This is a genomic window from Arthrobacter sp. SDTb3-6, from assembly GCF_013376095.1.
Taxonomy (GTDB): Bacteria; Actinomycetota; Actinomycetes; order Actinomycetales; family Micrococcaceae; genus Specibacter.
The window spans coordinates 30,335-48,441 of record NZ_JAAMFN010000016.1; the positions used below are offsets into that span (position 1 = coordinate 30,335).

General features: G+C 69.2%; 14 protein-coding genes, 2 tRNA genes and 1 pseudogene. 7 read left to right on the forward strand and 10 right to left on the reverse strand.

Translation table 11 applies throughout. The features are described 5' to 3' along the window. Positions 1 to 4: 4 nt before the first annotated feature. The 8 genes and pseudogenes from G6035_RS20590 to G6035_RS09645 all read right to left on the reverse strand — a co-directional run bounded on the left by G6035_RS20590 (position 5) and on the right by G6035_RS09645 (position 7,068). Positions 5 to 616, reverse strand: a complete 612-nt coding sequence (locus G6035_RS20590) for a TOBE domain-containing protein (protein ID WP_371130951.1) — start codon at positions 614 to 616, stop codon at positions 5 to 7. Between the two features lie 39 nt (positions 617 to 655). After that, a pseudogene (locus G6035_RS20595) lies at positions 656 to 1,000 on the reverse strand (ATP-binding cassette domain-containing protein); the annotation flags it as partial. Positions 1,001 to 1,152: 152 nt separating this feature from the next. After that, positions 1,153 to 2,751 carry an iron ABC transporter permease gene (locus G6035_RS09620; protein ID WP_176616869.1) on the reverse strand — a complete coding sequence of 533 codons (1,599 nt, stop codon included), beginning with the start codon at positions 2,749 to 2,751 and terminating at the stop codon, positions 1,153 to 1,155. 5 nt (positions 2,752 to 2,756) lie between these two features. After that, positions 2,757 to 3,821, reverse strand: coding sequence for an iron ABC transporter substrate-binding protein (locus G6035_RS09625; protein WP_176616870.1), 1,065 nt, complete (start codon positions 3,819 to 3,821; stop codon positions 2,757 to 2,759). Between the two features lie 143 nt (positions 3,822 to 3,964). Then, the gene (locus G6035_RS09630; protein ID WP_176616906.1) at positions 3,965 to 4,450 is read right to left on the reverse strand and encodes a hypothetical protein; all 486 of its coding nucleotides are present in this window, start codon (positions 4,448 to 4,450) and stop codon (positions 3,965 to 3,967) included. 34 nt (positions 4,451 to 4,484) lie between these two features. Continuing rightward, a complete protein-coding gene (locus G6035_RS09635) occupies positions 4,485 to 5,144 on the reverse strand; it encodes a bacterial proteasome activator family protein (RefSeq protein ID WP_305144522.1) in 660 nt (219 codons plus the stop codon). Between the two features lie 254 nt (positions 5,145 to 5,398). Continuing rightward, positions 5,399 to 5,599 carry a YbdD/YjiX family protein gene (locus G6035_RS09640; RefSeq protein ID WP_371130945.1) on the reverse strand — a complete coding sequence of 67 codons (201 nt, stop codon included), beginning with the start codon at positions 5,597 to 5,599 and terminating at the stop codon, positions 5,399 to 5,401. Positions 5,600 to 6,084: 485 nt separating this feature from the next. Next, on the reverse strand, positions 6,085 to 7,068 hold the full coding sequence (locus tag G6035_RS09645; RefSeq protein ID WP_176616871.1) for an NAD(P)H-quinone oxidoreductase: 984 nt from the start codon (positions 7,066 to 7,068) through the stop codon (positions 6,085 to 6,087). A gap of 83 nt (positions 7,069 to 7,151) precedes the next feature. On the opposite strand from G6035_RS09645, the gene G6035_RS09650 reads away from it, so the two are divergent. Continuing rightward, positions 7,152 to 7,239, forward strand: a tRNA-Ser gene (locus G6035_RS09650). 321 nt (positions 7,240 to 7,560) lie between these two features. Here G6035_RS09650 and G6035_RS09655 read toward each other — a convergent pair. Beyond that, a complete protein-coding gene (locus G6035_RS09655) occupies positions 7,561 to 9,537 on the reverse strand; it encodes an FAD/NAD(P)-binding protein (RefSeq protein ID WP_256883805.1) in 1,977 nt (658 codons plus the stop codon). A 61-nt stretch (positions 9,538 to 9,598) separates the two neighbouring features. On the opposite strand from G6035_RS09655, the gene G6035_RS09660 reads away from it, so the two are divergent. Both G6035_RS09660 and G6035_RS09665 read left to right on the forward strand, forming a co-directional pair. Then, positions 9,599 to 11,731, forward strand: coding sequence for a prolyl oligopeptidase family protein (locus tag G6035_RS09660; RefSeq protein WP_176616872.1), 2,133 nt, complete (start codon positions 9,599 to 9,601; stop codon positions 11,729 to 11,731). Between the two features lie 112 nt (positions 11,732 to 11,843). Further along, a tRNA-Ser gene (locus tag G6035_RS09665) sits at positions 11,844 to 11,931 on the forward strand. A gap of 113 nt (positions 11,932 to 12,044) precedes the next feature. Here G6035_RS09665 and G6035_RS09670 read toward each other — a convergent pair. Next, a complete protein-coding gene (locus G6035_RS09670) occupies positions 12,045 to 14,195 on the reverse strand; it encodes an ATP-dependent DNA helicase RecQ (protein WP_176616910.1) in 2,151 nt (716 codons plus the stop codon). 236 nt (positions 14,196 to 14,431) lie between these two features. Between G6035_RS09670 and G6035_RS09675 the strand changes: the two genes are divergently transcribed. The 4 genes from G6035_RS09675 to G6035_RS09690 all read left to right on the forward strand — a co-directional run bounded on the left by G6035_RS09675 (position 14,432) and on the right by G6035_RS09690 (position 18,060). After that, entirely contained in the window at positions 14,432 to 15,844 is a 1,413-nt protein-coding gene (locus G6035_RS09675) for a phosphomannomutase/phosphoglucomutase (RefSeq protein WP_176616873.1), read from the forward strand. Between the two features lie 34 nt (positions 15,845 to 15,878). Further along, the gene (locus tag G6035_RS09680; RefSeq protein ID WP_176616874.1) at positions 15,879 to 16,319 is read left to right on the forward strand and encodes a hypothetical protein; all 441 of its coding nucleotides are present in this window, start codon (positions 15,879 to 15,881) and stop codon (positions 16,317 to 16,319) included. A gap of 3 nt (positions 16,320 to 16,322) precedes the next feature. Then, positions 16,323 to 16,766 (forward strand): Rrf2 family transcriptional regulator, encoded by a 444-nt coding sequence (locus tag G6035_RS09685; RefSeq protein ID WP_176616875.1) that lies wholly within the window; start codon positions 16,323 to 16,325, stop codon positions 16,764 to 16,766. A gap of 121 nt (positions 16,767 to 16,887) precedes the next feature. Then, complete coding sequence (locus G6035_RS09690) at positions 16,888 to 18,060, forward strand: globin domain-containing protein (protein ID WP_176616876.1); 1,173 nt, start codon at positions 16,888 to 16,890, stop codon at positions 18,058 to 18,060. Positions 18,061 to 18,107: the final 47 nt, after the last annotated feature.

Genomic DNA, 18,107 nt, shown 5'->3' on the forward strand with positions numbered 1-18,107 from the left:
GGGCCTATCCGTCCCAGGGGAAGACGACGCCCTCCCCCACCACCTTCAGCGACAGCTCCGTGCCGGGCCGCGCCAGCATCGCGTTCCAGTGCCGGATGTTGATGACCTCGCCGCCCACGGGCTGGTGCGGGTCGGCAGGGTGAAGGGGGTCCACCGCGATGGGCGCCAGCTGGATCCGCACGGTCGTTTCGGGGCCGAAGTAGTCGGTGTCCACGACGTGGCCGCGGATCTTTCCGCCTTCGCTGATGCGGATCTGCTCGGGCCGTAGCATCAGGTGCACGCGGCCCTGCACGGGCGGGCGCCGGACGGGGATGCCGCCGAGGGAGCACAGCGCCAGTGAGCCTTCCATCCACGCCTCAAGGATGACCGCGTCGCCGAGGAATTCCGCCGTCGCCCGGTCGGACGGGCGCGTGTAGACCACGAAGGGGCTGCCGATCTGGGCCAGCCTGCCGTCGCGCATGACGGCCACCTGGTCCGCGAAACTGAGCGCCTCGGCCTGGTCGTGCGTGACAAGGATGGTGGTGACACCGGCGTCGGACAACGTCTTGGACACGGCCCGGCGTGTGGCCACGCGCAGCCCGGCGTCGAGAGCGCTGAACGGCTCGTCGAGCAGCATGAGCTCCGGCTGGCGGGCCAGCGCTCGGGCCAGGGCCACGCGCTGCTGCTGCCCGCCGGAAAGCTCCGACGGCTTGCGCTTGGCGTAGGACGGCTCCATGGAGACCATCTCCAGCAGTTCGGCCACGCGGGAGGCCGCAGCCCGGCCGCGCAGCGGCAGCCCGAACGCGATGTTCTGCCCCACGCTCAGGTGCGGGAACAGGGCGCCGTCCTGCGCCACATAGCCCACGCTGCGCTTGTGGGCGGGCAGCCAGCCGGAGGGCCCGGCCACTTCCACCCCGTCAAGGGAAACGCTGCCGGCGTCGGGTGCCTCAAAGCCGGCAATGAGGCGCAGCAGGGTGGTCTTGCCGGAACCCGAGGCGCCCACAATGGCGGTGGTGCGCCCCTGGGCCACGGTCAGGTCCACGCCCTTGAGCACCTCCGTGCCGCCGAACGACTTCCGCGCACCGGTGATCTGCAGGTGGTCGGTGACGTGGTCGGCGTCCGGTTCAAAGGCGGGGAGGGTTGACGCGGCCGGGGCCGGCCTGCGCGATGCTGTCACTGTCCGGCTGCTTTCTTGGATTCGGCAAAGAGGAGGTAGGTCATGGGTGCCGAGAGCAGGATCATCAGCAGTGCGTAGGGGGCGGCGCCGGTGTAGTTGATCTCGCTGCTGAGCGACCAAAATTCGGTGGCCAGCGTTTGGGTGCCGTTCGGGGCCAGCAGCAGCGTTGCCGTCAGCTCGTTCATGATGCCCAGGAACACCAGCGCGGCCCCGCCCGCCGCGGCGGGGGCGGTCAGGCGCAGCGTGACACGCATGAACGCCAGCAGCGGGGGCTTGCCCAGCGCCTGGGCGGCCTCGTCCAGTTCCTTGGGCGCCTGCGCCAGCCCGGCGCGCAGGTTCACCAGTGCACGTGGCATGAACAGCATGGCGTAGGCCGCCACCAGCACGACGGCGGTCTGGTAGATGCCGGGCATGTTGTGGATGCTGATGGTCACCAGGGCCAGTGCCACCACAATGCCGGGCATGGAGCTGGAGATGTAGTTGGCACCCTCGAGCAGTTTGGTGACGGGGCCCGGATGCCGGACCGCCAAAAAAGCCAGCGGAAAGGCCAGGACGGTGGTGACCAGCGCCCCTACGAGGCCGTACACCAGCGTTTGCAGGACCGCGTTGGCCAGCGCGCTGCCGCTCCAGATCCCGGGCCCGCCCACCACCAGCCATCGGAACACATGGAACAAGGGCAGGCCCAATGCCAGGGCGGTGAGCACCGCCAGGCCCGCCTGCGCCGGAATCTCCAGCCGGCCCAACGCCAGCCGCGGCGGGTTGGCCTGCACGCCCGAGCCCACCCGCGCATAGCGGGCGTTGCCGCGCACCTTGGACTCGCCCAACAGCAGCAACAAGCAGAACAGCACCAGCACGCTGGCCAGCATGTTGGCAGCCGCCCCGTTGAACGTGGAACGGTATTGGTCGTAAATGGCGGTGGTGAAGGTGTCGAACTGGATCATGGCAAAGGCGCCGTATTCGGCGAGCAGGTGCAGGGAAACCAGCAGCGCACCGCCGGCCGAGGCGAGCCGCAGCTGCGGGAGCACCACGCGGAAGAACACCTTCCACGGACCCAGCCCCAGCGACGAGCCGGACTGTTCAAGGGCCGGGTCCATGCGGCTGAGCACGGCGGCCACGGGGATGTACACCAGCGGGAAGTACGAGAGCACGGAAATGAGCACGCCGCCAAACAGCCCGCCCAGGGAGGGGACCGCACTGACCCACGCGTAGCTGTTCACAAACGCTGGAATGGCCAGGGGTGCCGCCAGCAGCACGGCCCAAATCTTGTGTCCGCGCAGCCTGGTGCGTTCCACCAGCCACGCCCCGGCAATGCCGAGCACCACGCACACCGGCACGGTGATCACCACCAGGCCCAGCGTGTTCAGCAGCAGTTCCCCCACGCGCGGGCGGAAGACCAGCTTCTCAATGGTGCCCCACCCGGCATTGCCCGTCATGACCGCCACATAGCCCAGCGGCAGCAGGGAGAAGGCGGCGATGAGGATGGATAGGGCGACGACGGCCCAGGGGCCGGAGCGTGTGCCCCGGCCCCCGGCTGCGTTGCGTCGGTTGGCTGCGCGCGGCGCGCGTGCCGCCGTCGTACTGGGTGAAGAATACATTGGTATTAGAGTAGACCGGCCTCGGTCATGAGGTCGGTGACCTTCTGGGAGTTCAGCTTGGCCGCGTCAACCTTCGGCGCCTGCAGGTCCTGCAGCGGAACCAGCTTGGCGTTCGCGGCAACACCGCTCGCCACCGGGTACTCGAAAGAGGTTCCGGTCTGCAGGATCTCCTGGCCTGCCTTGCCGGTGATGAATTCCAGGAACTTCTCGGCATTGGCCTGATGCTTGCTGGAGGCCAGCACGCCGCCGCCGGAGACCGAGACAAACGCGCCCGGGTCCTGGTTCTTGAAGTAGTGCAGGGCCACATTGTTGGAGTTCTCGCCGGTCTTGGCCTGGTCGCCGAACCAGTAGTAGTGGTAGATGACGGCCCCGTCCACCTCACCGGCGTTGACTGCCTTCATGGCCGTGCTGTTGCCCTTGTAGGGCTTGGCGTTTTCCTTCATGGCCTTCAGCCAGGCCAGCGTGGCGTCCTGGCCCTTGAGCTCCAGCATGGCGGAGACGATGGCCTGGAAGTCGGCACCGGACGGCGACGCGGCCCACTTGCCCTTCCAGGCGGGGTCCGCCAGGTCCATGATCGACTTGGGCAGCTGGGCCGGGGTCAGCTTGGTCTTGTTGTAGGCAAAGACGGTGCTGCGGGCGGCAATGCCGGTCCACTTGTCGGTGGAGGGCCGGTAGGCCTCGGGGACCTGTTCCTGGATCTTCTTGCTGATGTCCGTCAACAGTCCCGCGTTTTCCACCTGCGTCATGGCGGGGGAGTTTTCGGTCAGGAAGACGTCCGCGGGCGACTTGGCACCCTCGGCGATGATTTGGTTGCTCATCTCGGAGTCGTCGCCGTTGCGCAGCGTGACCTTGATGCCGGTTTCCTTGGTGAATTCGTCCACCCAGGCCTGGGTGAGCTCCTCGTGCTGGGCGTTATAGACGGTGATGGCGTCCGTGGCCGAGCCCTGGGCGCCTTTCGACGCGGCCGGGGTGGTGCTGCCACCGCAGGCGGCGAGGGCGAGCACGGAGACTCCGGCGATCGCCGTCAGCGCGCTCCTGCGCAGGAAACGGGTGTTGAGCAAGGTCTTCATGGGGGCCTTTCGGCGTAGGTGAATTAGCGAAGCTTTATTGATCGTAATGCAACGATAGGCGAGGCTACCCTCACAACGCGAAATTGTGACACAGCTCTCCTGAATTTCGTCACATTTGCGTGACCAAAATGGACCGGGTCCAGCTAGGCCGGGTCTTGCCGGCTTTCACCAAGCAGTTCGCCGGCCCGGGTGACGTGCTCGTGGACGATCGCGGCCCTGCGGACGACGCCGGACACGTCCCCCGCCCCGAGCCTCACCATGGCGACCGCTTCCGCCGCTGCGGCGAGGGCGTTGCCTGCCCGGGAGAGCTCGCGGTGGACGTCGTTGAGGTAGCCGCCGGTGCCGGTGGGGATTTCCATGCCTTCACTGGGTGCGATGGACTGCGCCCGGGCCGCGATGCTGCGCACCTGGGGCAGGAGGTCCGCCAGGGCGTCGGCCACCGGGACGAGCGCGGAATAGTGTTGCCCCGGACCGCCTTCGGCGTGGCTGGCTTCCTCCTCGACGCCCTCAAGCATCTGGTGGAAGCGGTCCAAGCCGCGCCGGAACCTGTCGTGGGCGCGCCGCCAGACGCCCTTGCCAAGTTCGGCGTCGTCGCGCCTGGCTTGCCGGCCGGCGCCAAAAAATCCCAGGGGCATGCGTGCGTGCTCCGCTGTCAGGGAGCCGTCAGAGGTACTGGCCCGGGCGGCCGGCGTCGGCCTGGCCGGAACCTTCGGGACGGCCCTGCGCCCGGCCCGCGGGCGCGCGCTGGGGTTCGCCGTTCTCGCCCACCACCACGCCGGGCGCAATGACGGTGCCCGGCGGCAGCTGGTGCATCTGCAGCCGGGCCGCCACCTGCTGGTTTGCCATGGCCTGGGCGGCCATGGCGGTCTGGATGCCGTGGAACAGCCCCTCGAGCCAGCCGACCAGCTGCGCCTGGGCAATGCGCAGTTCTGCATCCGAGGGCACGCTGGCGTCCGTAAACGGCAGGCTGAGCCGGTGCAGTTCCTCCACGAGTTCCGGTGAGAGCCCGTCCTCGAGTTCAGCGATGGAGCGCCCGTGGATTTCGGCCAGGCGCGCGCGGGCGGCGTCGTCCAGCGGCGCGCTTTTCACCTCGTCCAGGAGTTGTTTGACCATGGTGCCAATGCGCATCACCTTGGCCGGCTGGTCCACCATGTCCGCGACGGTGGCGTGCTTCGCCTCCGTTCCGCCCCCTTGGGCGGCGGAGGGCTGTTGCGCCGCCCCGGCTCCGAAGCCGTCCACGTCCACGTCCATGTTGGCCGGATCGTCCACTACCTTGCCTTCGGCCGTGGTCCCGGCTTCCTGCACATGCGCCTTGTCAGTCATACGGCCAGTCTCTCACGACGTCCCCGCAATTGTCCGCGCCGGTTTTTCGGCGCGGGCCTTGGGCGCGGACTTTAGGTGCAGCCTTTAGGCGCGGACTTTAGGCGCAGCCTTTAGGCGCGGACTTTAGGCGCAGCCTTTAGGCGCGGACTTTAGGCGCAGCCTTTAGGTGCAGCCCCGCCGAGTGTGCAGGTGTGGCGGGTGCCGGGCCCGCCAACCCGCCACAACTGCACACTCGCGCAGCCATGCAGCCGGCGTCAGCAGCAGCGGCCCTCGGGATTGGCCTCCTGGCGGTCCATCCTGTCCCGCCAGAACTCCTTGACTGTCATGGCCGGGGTGGTGCAGCCGGTGCCGCGGTGGTGGTCCAGGTACTTTTCATAGGCGTCCTCACCCAGGACGCCCATGAGGTACATGCTGACTGAACCCAACACCCCGGCCGCACGGTGCAGCAGCTCCACTGTCAGTGCCCCGCCCGCACGGTTTCCCGGCCAGGACCACCCAGGCCACGCCGCCGAGCAGCGCGATGGCCGCCCAGAGGGCTATTTTCAGCGGCGTCCACTTCTGCGTGGCTGCTTCCGCCTCGAGGTCCACGGCCACGGGCGGCAGCTCCGGATCCTGAAGCAGAAGGCCCGCGTGGCGGGCTGTCCCCTTGGAAGGCTGGGTCATTGTTTTCCTTACTCAAGGCCGAATTCTGAACCCTTGACGGTAGCAGCGCGGCCCGGCCCGGCCCGCCGCTGTGGCTCGGGGCATACAAAGGAATACGGGGCATACAAAGGAATCGACCAACGGCCCCGTTTCTGCGTCGAATGGCCCGACACCCTCGGTTGCAACCGGGGCACTTTTCACGAACCTTCGGTTGCAACCGGGGCGGCGGAATGTCGTTTGTGCGGGAGCGTTGGGCGAAAAAGCCCCGGTTGCAACCGAGCGTTGGGTTTGGGGCGGGTTAGAGCGTCAGCAGGACCTTGCCCACGTGCGAGCCGGAGTCGAAGTATTCGTGCGCCGCGGCCGCCTGCGCCAGCGGGAACGTCTTGTCCACGATGGTCTTCACGGCGCCCGAGGCCACCAGCGGCCACACGTGCTCGCGCACGCCCTCCATGATGGTGGCCTTCTCGCCCGCCGGGCGGGCACGCAGCGTGGTGCCGATGACGGCCGCACGCTTGGCGAGGAGGGTGCCCAGGTTCAGCTCCGCCGTCGTCCCGCCCTGCAGGCCGATCACCACGAGGCGGCCGTAGAGCGCCAGTGCGGACACGTTTTGGGCCAGGTACTTGGCGCCGATGACGTCGAGGATCACGTTGGCGCCGGCACCTTTGGTGTGTTCCCTGACCAGTTCCACGAAGTCCTGGGTGCGGTAGTTCACGGCCACGTCCGCACCGAGGTAGCCGGTGAGCATGGCCACCTTCTCGTCACTGCCGGCCGTGGCGATCACGCGCGCACCGGCGGCCTTCGCGAGCTGGACGGCCATGACCCCGATGCCGCCCGTGCCGCCGTGCACCAGCACGGTCTCCCCCGCCTGCAGCTGGGCGGTCATGAACAGGTTGGAGTACACCGTGGCGGCAACCTCGGGCAGCGCGGCGGCCGTGACGACGTCGACGCCGCCTGGAAGCCGGAGCACCTGCCCGGCCGGGACCGCCACCTGCTGGGCGTACCCGCCGCCAGCCAGCAGGGCAACCACCTTGTCGCCGATGGAGAAGGGCCGGGTGACGTTGGGACCGAAGCCGGCGATCCGCCCGGACACTTCCAGCCCCAACACGTCCGTGGCCCCTGCCGGCGACGGATAAAAGCCTCGGCGCTGCTGGACATCGGCGCGGTTGATGCCTGCGGCGACGACGTCGATCAGGACCTCGCCGTCTCCGGGCACGGGTGCGGGGACGTCGGCCAAGGCCAAAACCTCCGGGCCGCCGGCAGCCCGTGCAACAATCGCCTTCATGAACTTCTCCTCCTACTGCGCAGTACTGGGCGGGGGCGCCGCTTTGGCGGCACCGCCCCGCCTATGAAACACTACTAGGGTAAGGAAGGTTGTCCGAGCGGCCGATGGAGCTGGTCTTGAAAACCAGTGTGCGGTGACCCCGTACCGCGAGTTCGAATCTCGCACCTTCCGCGCAATGAGGGAGGCATTCCACCAGGAATGCCTCCCTTTTCGCTGCCCTGCGCCCGCCTTCCCGATTGCGCCCCTGACGCCGGCACGACGGCGCTCATCCAGCCCGCCGCCGTGGCCCCGTACGGCTCTGCGCGGTACCCCGCCCAGGTGGCCGGCGTCATCGTGGCCCGACTTCGCCCGCCACGGCGCCGAGGTGGCGCGGCGCAGCCGCCCACACGCTGGGTCGCAGTAGTTGCAGAAATGGGCACCGTGCAAGCGGTTGCCATTGCAACTACTGCGACCCAGTTGGCTCATGGCGCACGGAGGCCGGCGCCCTGGGCGCTAGGCGAGGATGTCCGCCGCGATGGCGTCGGCGTCCAGGATGGTGCGGTAGCCGCTGCGGTACTCGGCGTTGGCCTGCGCGGCGATGGCCGTTCCCCACTGCACCGAGGAAAGCTGGAGCCCCAGCACGTACAGCCCCTCGGCCGGCCGGCCGGCGCCGTCGAGCGGGCGGTAGGGCGGTGCGGAAACGTCCAGGCCGCTGGTGACGACGGGCCCGCCGTCGGCCGCCAGCATGACGCGCGGCCGGACCAGCCCGTCGGCCTGCAGGTTGTTCAGCAGCCGGGACGCCGTGCCCTGGATGCGGTTGGCGGGTGCCAGCGCCTCGACCAGGTGCCGGGCCTGCCACGGCTCGTCGGCCACCCACGGCGAGCTGGCCGTGAACTGTCCGTCCTGGATGCGAAAAACAGGGTCCGGCCCGGCGAAGTGGACCACGCCGGCACGCACCAGCGCGGCCAGCTGTTCCACGCGCAGCGCCGGCGGCCCGCTGGCCAGCCCCTCCACGAACCCTTCAAACCAGCCCCGCAGCTCGCCCAGCCAGGATTCCTGGGTGATGCCGCGGTCGGCGACGAGCGACTTCACCACGGCCCGGCCGGCGTTCAGCGCGCCAATGGCCATCTTGACGGGGTCGTCCTCGCCGCGGGCCGACCCGGCGGCGTCGTCGGTGAGGTAGGAAAGGACGGCCGCATCCAGCCCGGCCTGTGAGCCGAAGCGGTGCTTGCCGCCGGGCCTGAGCGGGTGGCGGGAGAGCGGGCGGGCCAGGGCGGGCAGGTCCAGGGCCCGGCCCTCCGCCACGTGGCGGGCCTCGAGGGACTTCAGGCGGTCCGCCCAGCTGCCGGCCGCGCCGTCGGGCCCGGAGTGCAGCAGCGCATCCAGTTCGTCCAGGAAGCCCGGCGCCACGGCACCCGGGCTGGTCCGCGCCAGGGTGGTGTAATACGCCCAGAGCGTGTCGCGGTGCAGCAGGGGCCAGATGTCATGGTCAAAACCGGCGGTCGCGCCCATGTCGCGGATCCGGGTGACGGCCTCCTCACACAGGAACCGCAGCTCCACCCCGGCAGGATAATAGCTGGCCAGCTCGGCCTTGGCCCGGTACGGCGTGCCGCGGCGGGAGGCACCGACGATCACCGGCTCCCGGCCGCCGGCACGGTAGGCCAGGGCATCGCCGGGGCCACGGCCGGTCGCCTCAAAGCGGCCACCGCGGCCCTCCGTCAACTGCCCGAGCACGTCGAAAAAGTTCAGCCCCATGCCGCGCACCAGGACCGTTTCGCCGGCGGGAAGCTGGTCCCAGTCCACGTCATTGGGCACTGCCGGCGGCAGGTAGCTCAGCCCCTGTGCGCGGGCCTCGTCCCGGAGCGCCCGCTGCGCAGGCCCCAGCCGGGACTCCACATGGCCCAGCGCCAGGACCACCTTGTCCGCCGGCAGCGTCTCCCCGCTGACGAGTTCGACGCCGTATCCTCCCGTGGCATGGTCCCTCGCCACCCGCTTGGCCTCACCCCGGTGGATGGTGACCTGGACACCGTGCGGCACGTTTTCCAGCAGGCGGGCGAAGCACCAGGACAGGTAGCGGCCGTACAGCGCGCGACCGGGAAAACCGGTGGCGGCGAGCGCGGCGAGTTCGCTGCGGTCGCCCGTGCTGAGCTCCGGGTCCGGCGCGGCGCGCATGAGCTCGCGCCAGGCGTTGAAGCTGCAGCCGGCCAGCGGCGCGGCGGCCACGCCCTGGTCCGGAACCAGGGTGGGGAAGAACGACTGGGTGTTCATCAGGTACAGCCGGGACTGCTCCGTACGCCAGACGTGCCCCGGGCCGGGAGGGTAGGGATCCACGAGGTGGATGTGCAGCGGGGCCTGCGGCCCGGCCGCGTTCCGGGCATCGCGCGCGGTTTCCGCCTGCGCCGCATACCGGGCCAGCAGGCGTTCCATGACGGACGTGCCCCGGGGCCCCGCCCCCACAATGACCACTGTCCTGCCGCCCAAGGATTCCACCCCTTGAGCTTAACTGATGGCCTTGGGCGGACGGGGCGGCGGCCCTGCCTAGGATGGGACCATGACCCTCCCCCTGAGTCCCGATGCCACAACCGGGCCGGCCGTTGCCGAGCAGCCCTTCGATGAGAACCTGTGGCTGGAAGACATCCACGGCAGCGACGCCATGGCCTGGGTGCGGGAGCACAATGCGCGCACCGACGCCGCCCTGGTCAACCCGGCCTACACTGCGCTGGAGGCCGCCGTGCTGGAGGTGCTCGATTCCAAGGACCGCATCGCCATGGTGTCCAAGCACGGGGACTGGTACTACAACTTTTGGCGGGACGAGGCGAACCCGCGCGGGCTGTGGCGGCGCACGGACTGGGACAGCTACGTCTCCGGCAGCCCGGCGTGGCAGCTGATCCTGGACGTGGATGCCCTGGCGGCGGCGGAAGGAACGGAGTGGCTGTGGGCCGGCGCCTCGCTGCTGCGGCCCCCGGCCGGGGAGGAATACCGCCTGGCCATGGTGGCTCTCTCCCCCGACGGCGGCGACGCCGTCACGTACCGGGAGTTCGATCTGGCGGCCCGGGCCTTTGTGCCGGGCGGCTTTGAACTGCCGACGGCGAAGACGCGCCTGAGCTGGGTGGATGCGGACACGCTGTACGTGGGCACGGACACAGGCACCGGCTCCATGACGGCTTCCTCCTATCCCGCCGCGTCGCGCGTGCTGCACCGTGGCGAGTCCCTGGCGGAACTGGCGGCGAAGCAGCCGCTGTTTTCCGTGCCGCCGGACCACCTCAGCGGCGGGGTGTCCCATGACAGCACGCCCGGCTTTGAGCGCGACGTGGCCTACGACGTCCTGGACTTCTTCCGGTCCCGCAGCTACCTGCGGACGGGCGACGACTGGGTGCACCTTGACGTGCCCGATGACATGAACGTTTCCCTGCACAAGGAGTGGCTGCTGCTGCGCCCGCGCACGGACTGGGCCGTGGCCGGCTCCGTGCATGCGGCCGGGGCGCTGCTGGCCATTGAACTGGACGCGTTCCTGGCCGGCGGCCGTGATGTCCGGACCGTTTTTGCGCCGACGCCCGCCCAGTCCCTGCAGTCCTGGAGCTGGACCCGCGACTACCTGCTGCTCAACCTGCTCGAGGACGTCTCCTCCAAAATCCTGGTGCTGGACCCTGCCCGGGAATGGGCGGCCAGCGGGCTGGATGCGTGCCCGCCGCTGCACTCGGTGGATGCGTACGCCGTCGACGATGAGGACCCGGCTGCCGGCAATGACTACTGGCTGGTCGCCACCGGCTTTCTCACCCCGTCCACGGTGTACCGGGGGCAGCTGCCAACCGGCGGGCCGGCGGCGGTGGTCCGGCAGGCGCCGTCGTTCTTCAACGAAGCGGGCTACGCGGTGGAGCAGCACTTCGCCGTGTCCCGTGACGGGACGCGCATCCCCTACTTCCAGGTGGGGCCGAAGGACTTGGTGCTCGACGGCGGCAACCCCACCCTGCTGGGCGGCTACGGCGGCTTTGAGGTTTCCCGGACGCCTTCGTACAGCGGGGCCGTGGGGCGCAGCTGGCTGGAGCGCCGCGCCGTGGTGGACGGCGTGGAGCGCGGCGGCGTCTACGTGGTGGCGAACATCCGCGGCGGCGGCGAGTACGGCCCGGGCTGGCACACGGCCGCGCTGCAGGAAAACCGGCACCGCGCCTATGAAGACTTTGCCGCCGTGGCCCGCGACCTGGCGGCCCGCGGGGTGGCCCGGCCCAAACACCTGGGCTGCGCCGGCGGCAGCAACGGCGGCCTGCTGGTGGGCAACATGCTCACGCACTACCCGGAACTGTTCGGCGCCATTTCCTGCGGGGTGCCGCTGCTGGACATGCGCCGGTACACAAAGCTGTCCGCCGGCGCTTCCTGGATCGCCGAGTACGGCGACCCGGACGTGCCGGCACAGTGGGAGTTCATCAAGACCTTCTCCCCCTACCACCTGCTGCAGGCCGGGCTTGCGTATCCGCCCTTGTTCATCTGGACCGCGACGTCCGACGACCGGGTGGGGCCGGTGCAGGCGCGGAAGATGGCCGCCCGGATGGAATCGCTCGGGCTGCCCGTCTGGTTCCACGAGGCACTGGAGGGCGGCCACGCGGGGGCCGGAAACAACGCGCAGGCGGCCCGCCTGCATACGGCGTCGCACGAATTCCTCTGGCGGGCGCTGACCGGCGGGTTCTAAAAACGGGTGGGAAAACGTGCCGCGGGGCGCCGCGGCCCCCGTTTTGCTTTGTACCCCTGTCTCTAGGTAAAGTTTGGGATGCTGGTTGGGGGCTTCTACCCTTTCCAGTGCTGGAGACGTGCCAGAGCGGCCGAATGGGCTTCACTGCTAATGAAGTGTGGGGCACAACTCCACCGGGGGTTCAAATCCCCCCGTCTCCGCATCAAAAAAGCACCCCTGAGGAATTCAGGGGTGCTTTTTTATTCTCCGGATGGCGGGAGCGATCCGGAAAACACCCCCGATCGCGCGGGAGCGTTTTGGGTTCGAATCCGGCCTACCCCGCCTGGGCGAGCACCAGCGGGAGCACCTGGTCCACGCCGGCCTGGCGCAGGGTGCGGCCGGCAACGGTCAGCGTCCAGCGGCTGTCGACGAGGTCGTCGATGAGCAGCACGGGCCCGCCGGGATACGCGGCGATGGCGGCGGCCAGCCCTGGGCCCACACTGAACCGCTCCCAGACCCCCGCCAGCCGGTAGGCGCTGTTGCCGCCGCGCCCGCCCGTGGGCCCGCCGAACTCCAGCGACAGTTCGCCCAGGTACGGCAGCCGGCCGATCTGGCAGATCGCCTGCGCCAGCGAAGACACCAATTGCGGCTTCCCCCGCGACGGCAGGGACACCACCGCCACGGGACGGCCCTGCCCCGCCCAGCGGGCCTGGCCCCAGTCGCGCAACACGGCCACCACCGCCTGCGCCATGGCCGGGTCGATCGGCACATCCGGGGCCCCGGCGGCAAACACCGCCCGCAGCGCGTTGCCCCAGCCCAGGTCGGTCAGCCTGGCCAGCGCCCGTCCCGGCCCCACCTGATCGTCGGGCTTGAGGCGGCCCTTGACGGGCACGCCGAGCCGGTCCATTCCGGTGGGCCACTGGGTGCGCGGGTCCAGGGGCAGGCCCGCGTGGCTCAGCGACTCGCTGGCGGCCGCCACGGCACCGGAGCCGACGTCCATGGGGAACCAGCGCCCGGCGCACGAATCGCAGCGGCCGCACGGCGCCGCCGTCGAATCATCCAGGGCCGCGGCCAGGTACTCCATCCGGCACCCCGCGGCCTGTTCATACTCGACCATGGCGTGCTGCTCGTCGACGCGGGCCTGGGCAATGCGCCGGTAGCGCTCGGCGTCGTAAGCCCAGGGCTGCCCGGTGGATTCCCAGCCCCCGGCCACCCGGCGCACCGCCCCGTCCACGGCGAGCACCTTCAGCAGCAGTTCCAACGGCGTGCGGCGCAGGTCCACCCTGGCTTCCAGGGCCGGGGTGGACATGGGCTTCCCGGCCTCCCCCAGCGCACCCAGGACCGCCGTGGCCTTCTCGGCCGACGGCATGGACGCCGTGGCAAAGTAGCGCCAGATCTCCGCATCCTCGCTGCCGGGCAGCAGCAGGACGTCCGCGTTGGCGCTGCCACGGCCGGCGCGGCCCACCTGCTGGTAGTAGGCCACGGGCGAGGACGGAGCGCCCAGGTGGACCACGAACCCCAGGTCCGGCTTGTCGAAGCCCATGCCGAGCGCGCTCGTGGCGACGAGTGCCTTGACCTCGTTGTTTTTCAACGCCTCCTCCAGCGACTCCCGGTCCATGGGGTCCGTCCGCCCGGTGTAGGGGCGGACCACGTGCCCGGCTTCGGCCAGCAGCCGTGCCGTGTCCTCGGCCGCAGACACCGTCAGCGTGTAGATGATGCCGCTGCCAGGCATCTCCGCGAGGTGGGTCAGCAGCCAGCCGAGCCGGTCGCGGGAGTCGGCGAGCCGCAGCACGCCCAGGCGCAGGGACTTGCGGGCCAGCGGACCGCGGATGGTGAACACGCCGGCACCGAGCTGTTCCTCAATGTCTGCCACCACCCGGGAGTTGGCCGTGGCCGTCGTGGCCAGCACCGGCACCGAGGCGGGCAGCTGCGCAATGAGGTCCGCAATGCGGCGGTAGTCCGGGCGGAAGTCGTGGCCCCAGTCCGAAATGCAGTGTGCCTCGTCGATGACCAGCAGGCCGGTGCGGCGGATCAGCGCGGGCAGCTGGTTTTCCCGGAAGGAGGGGTTGGTCAGCCTTTCCGGGGACACCAGCAGCACGTCCACCTCGTCGGCCGCCAGCGCCGCGGAAATCTCCCCCCACTCGGTGGCGTTCGCGGAGTTGATGGCCATGGCCCGCACGCCGGCGCGTTCGGCGGCGGCCACCTGGTCGCGCATCAGGGCCAGCAGCGGCGAGACGATCAGCGTTGGCCCGGACCCGCGGGCCCGCAGCAGCAGAGAGGAGACAAAGTAGACAGCCGACTTTCCCCAGCCGGTTCGCTGGACCACCAAGGCGCGGCGCCCGGCGTCGACCAGGGCCTCGATCGCCTCAAACTGGCCGTCGTGGAAGTCGGCGTCGTCCCGCCCGACCAGCCGCCGCAGGATCTCCAACGCCTGCAACCGGGTGGGCGCAGGCCCGGCCGTGCCCACCGCTGTCCGGCCGCCCATGGCCTGGAAGTCGCTGCCCATGCTGCTGGCGTTGCCGTGGTCCATCCCCTGGGTGTGCTCGCTTGGTGTCATGCCACCCAGTATTCCAGTGCCCACCGACGCCCGTCCCCGCCGGCAGGCCAATCTGTGGACAACACGCGCCGGAGAACTCCCTGTGCAGGCCCCTTGCACGTGTCCCGCCGCATCCCCGTTGACAACGACTCCCCGGCGGGCGGGGCTGCCGGTAGCATGGAGACGTGACTACCGCAGAGAATGTACCCGTTGACCTGTCCGCGTCGTTCAAGGCCTACGACGTGCGCGGCATTGTGGGCGAGACCATTACGGCCGCGTCCGTGAAAGCCGTGGGTGCGGCGTTCACCGACGTGCTGGAACTGGCAGGTGAAACCGTGCTGGTGGGCGGGGACATGCGCCCCTCCTCCCCGGGCTTCTGCCAGGCCTTCGCCGAGGGTGCAGCGAGCCGCGGCGCCAATGTGCAGCTGCTCGGGCTGATCTCCACCGACGAGCTGTATTTTGCCTGCGGGGCGCTGAACGCGGCCGGTGCCGTCTTTACCGCCAGCCACAACCCGGCCGAATACAACGGCATGAAAATGGCCAAGGCCGGCGCCGTCCCCGTCTCCTCCGAGACCGGCCTGATGGACATCCGCGACCTCGCCCAAAAGTACCTGGCCGACGGCATCCCGGCCGGCACCAGGGGCACCATCGTAGACACCGACGTGCTGGCCAAGTACGCCGCCTACCTGCGCACCCTGGTGGACCTCTCCGGTTCCCGGCCGCTGAAGATCGTGGTGGACGCCGGCAACGGCATGGCCGGCATGACCACCCCCGCCGTACTGGGCGACACCCTCCTGCCCGGCCTGCCCTTTGAGATCGTGCCCCTGTACTTCGAGCTGGACGGCACCTTCCCAAACCACCCGGCCAACCCGCTGGAGCCGGCCAACCTGGCCGACCTGCAGGCCGCCGTCGTGGCCCACGGCGCAGACATCGGCCTGGCGTTCGACGGCGACGCGGACCGCTGCTTCGTCATCGACGAACAAGGCGCCCCGGTCTCCCCGTCGGCCGTCACCGCCCTGGTCGCACGCAGGGAGATCGCCCGGGCCAAGGCCGGCGGCGAGGAACGCCCCGCCGTCATCCACAACCTCATCACCTCCCGCGCCGTGCCCGAACTCATCGCGCACGACGGCGGGCGCCCCGTCCGCACCCGGGTGGGCCACTCCTTCATCAAGGCCACCATGGCCGCCGAAGGCGCCGTGTTTGGCGGGGAGCACTCCGCGCACTACTACTTCCGCGACTTCTTCAACGCCGACACCGGCATGCTGGCCGCCATGCACGTCCTGGCCGCCCTGGGCGAGCAGGAGGGGCCGCTCTCGGACCTGGGCCGCGAATACGAACCCTATGTCTCCAGCGGCGAGATCAACTCCCAGCTCGCCGACGTCCCGGCCGCCGTGGCCCGGGTTCGCGCCGCATACACGCGCGACGACGTCACCATCGACGAGCTCGACGGCCTCACCTTCACCGCCAAGGACGGCCGCTGGTGGTTCAACCTGCGCGCCTCCAACACCGAACCGTTCCTGCGCCTGAACGCCGAGGCCGAGGACGCCGTCACCATGGCCGACATCCGCGACGACGTCCTGGCCCTGGTCCGCCAATAACCGACAACCCGATCGATTCCTCCAGGAGCGCTGTATGGACGAGAACGCGGCCGACAAGCAGGTCCAGGACGACCTCAACAAGCTGATCGGCACCGCCCTGGGGGTTGCCGGGGACCAGATCGAGGCGCACGGTGCGTTCATGCCTGTCGGCCTGGTCGTCAACAACGACGGCGACATCAGCCTCGTGGCCGTGGCCCCCAATGCCGTGGAAGGCGGGACGGAGAGCGAACTCGACGCCGATGCGATGATCGCGGACCTGTTCGAGGCGCTGGGACAGCAAAAGGACCAAAACCGGGCAGCCGCCGTCGTTTGTGACATCCACCTGCCCGACGATGCCACGGACGCCATCCACGTCATGGCCGAACACAGCGGCGGCGTCAGCGTCTCCGCCGTCCGGCCATACCGGCAGTCACCCGGCGGGTGGGAGTTCGGCAACCCGTTCCTGGAGTCCGGCGAGAACCAGATCTGGGCGTAGCCGTTGCGGATCAACGCGTTTTCCGACGTCAGCCTCCGGGTGCTCATGCTGTTGTCCACGAAGCCGGAACTGCTCACCACACGGGAGCTGGCGGAGCTCGTGGACACCCCGTACAACCATGTCAGCAAGGCCGTGTTGAAGTTGCGGCAGATGGGGATGGTGGTTTCCGTGCGCGGCCGCAGCGGGGGCGTGCGCATCTCCGAACAGGGCCTGCAGGCGACGGTGGGCGGGGTACTGCGCGTCCTGGACAGCCACCCGGACGTCGCCGCGTGCCAGACGGAAATGGGCGACTGCCCGCTGTTGCACGCCTGCGGGCTGCGCGGCGCGCTCAGCCGTGCGCGTGAGGCGTTTTACGCGTCCCTGGACACCGTGACGATTTCCAGCCTGGCCATCCCGGTGCACGCCGGGCCGGTTCCCGTGACGTTGCACACACACCGGGACGCTTGAGCCGCGCCAATCCGGCAATTTTTCTACATCTCGTAGAAGTTGCCGCATTTCACTGGCTTTAATGTCGTATTTCAAATGCTACTTTGGGGTTGTCACCACGGATTCCACCCAAGGAGTACAGATGCTTTCGGAAAAGTCCCGCCCCCTGATTGAAGCCACGCTGCCGCTGGTCGGCTCCCGCCTGGGCGCCATCACGCCGAACTTCTATGCACGCATGTTTGCCGCCCACCCGGAGCTCCTGGACGGCCTGTTCAGCCGGGCCAACCAAAACAACGGCGAACAACAAAAGGCCCTGGCCGGCTCCATCGCGGGATTCGCCTCCGCGCTCGTGGCCAACCCGGACATCATTCCCGAGCAGATGCTCAGCCGCATCGCCCACAAGCACACCTCGCTGGGGATCACCGAGGACCAGTACCAGATTGTCTACAAGTACCTTTTCGAGGCCATCGCCGAAGAGCTCGCCGACGTCATCACGGCGGAGATCGCCGAAGCATGGACCGAGGTTTACTGGCTCATGGCCAATGCCCTCGTCAAGATCGAAAAGGGCCTCTACGCCATCCAGGCCAATGACAGGATGTGGATGCCCTGGACAGTGGTGGAGAAGAACCCGGCCGGCACCGACTGCATGACGTTTGTCCTGGAGCCCGCCGACGACACCCCCGTCACGACGGCCCGCCCCGGCCAGTTCGTCTCGGTCAGGGTCGCGCTGCCCGACGGCCTGCGCCAGTGCCGCCAGTACTCACTCTCAGCCGACGTGGAATCCACCACCCGCCGGGTGTTCACCACCAAGCGGGACGACGGCGGAGAGGTTTCCCCCGTGCTGCACAGGAACATCGAGGTGGGCGACGTCGTCGAACTGTCCAACCCCTATGGTGACGTCACCCTGGACGACGGCGACGGTCCGGTCGTGTTTGCCACCGCCGGAATCGGCTGCACCCCCTCGGCGTCGGCCCTGCGCTCGCTCGCCAGCAACGGCGTCGACCGAGAGGTCCTGGTGCTCCACGCCGAGAAGAACCTCGAGGCGTGGGCGCTGCGTGAGCAGATGACCGCCGATGTGGCCGCCATCGACGGCGCGAACCTGACGTTGTGGCTGGAGGAGCCCACCGACGGCTTCAACAAGGGCTTCATGACCCTCGAGGGCCTGGACATTCCGGCCGACGCGTCCATGTACGTCTGCGGCCCGCTGCCGTTCATGAAGGCCATCCGCAACCAGGCCATCGACGCCGGCATCCCCGCCACGAAGATCCACTACGAGGTCTTCGGGCCGGACCTCTGGCTGGCGGGGGCGAACTAGCGCACGGGGGTCCCGACAGGCTCGACGACGGTGGTCGAGCCTGTCGG

Bases quoted from the DNA above. Each gene is read 5' to 3' on its own strand.
- G6035_RS20590 (WP_371130951.1), bottom strand. From the start codon at position 616: ATGCTGCTCGACGAGCCGTTCAGCGCTCTCGACGCCGGGCTGCGCGTG.
- G6035_RS09620 (WP_176616869.1), bottom strand. From the start codon at position 2,751: ATGTATTCTTCACCCAGTACGACGGCGGCACGCGCGCCGCGCGCAGCC.
- G6035_RS09625 (WP_176616870.1), bottom strand. From the start codon at position 3,821: ATGAAGACCTTGCTCAACACCCGTTTCCTGCGCAGGAGCGCGCTGACG.
- G6035_RS09635 (WP_305144522.1), bottom strand. From the start codon at position 5,144: ATGACTGACAAGGCGCATGTGCAGGAAGCCGGGACCACGGCCGAAGGC.
- G6035_RS09645 (WP_176616871.1), bottom strand. From the start codon at position 7,068: ATGAAGGCGATTGTTGCACGGGCTGCCGGCGGCCCGGAGGTTTTGGCC.
- G6035_RS09660 (WP_176616872.1), top strand. From the start codon at position 9,599: ATGACCCTCCCCCTGAGTCCCGATGCCACAACCGGGCCGGCCGTTGCC.
- G6035_RS09670 (WP_176616910.1), bottom strand. From the start codon at position 14,195: ATGGGCGGCCGGACAGCGGTGGGCACGGCCGGGCCTGCGCCCACCCGG.
- G6035_RS09680 (WP_176616874.1), top strand. From the start codon at position 15,879: ATGGACGAGAACGCGGCCGACAAGCAGGTCCAGGACGACCTCAACAAG.
- G6035_RS09690 (WP_176616876.1), top strand. From the start codon at position 16,888: ATGCTTTCGGAAAAGTCCCGCCCCCTGATTGAAGCCACGCTGCCGCTG.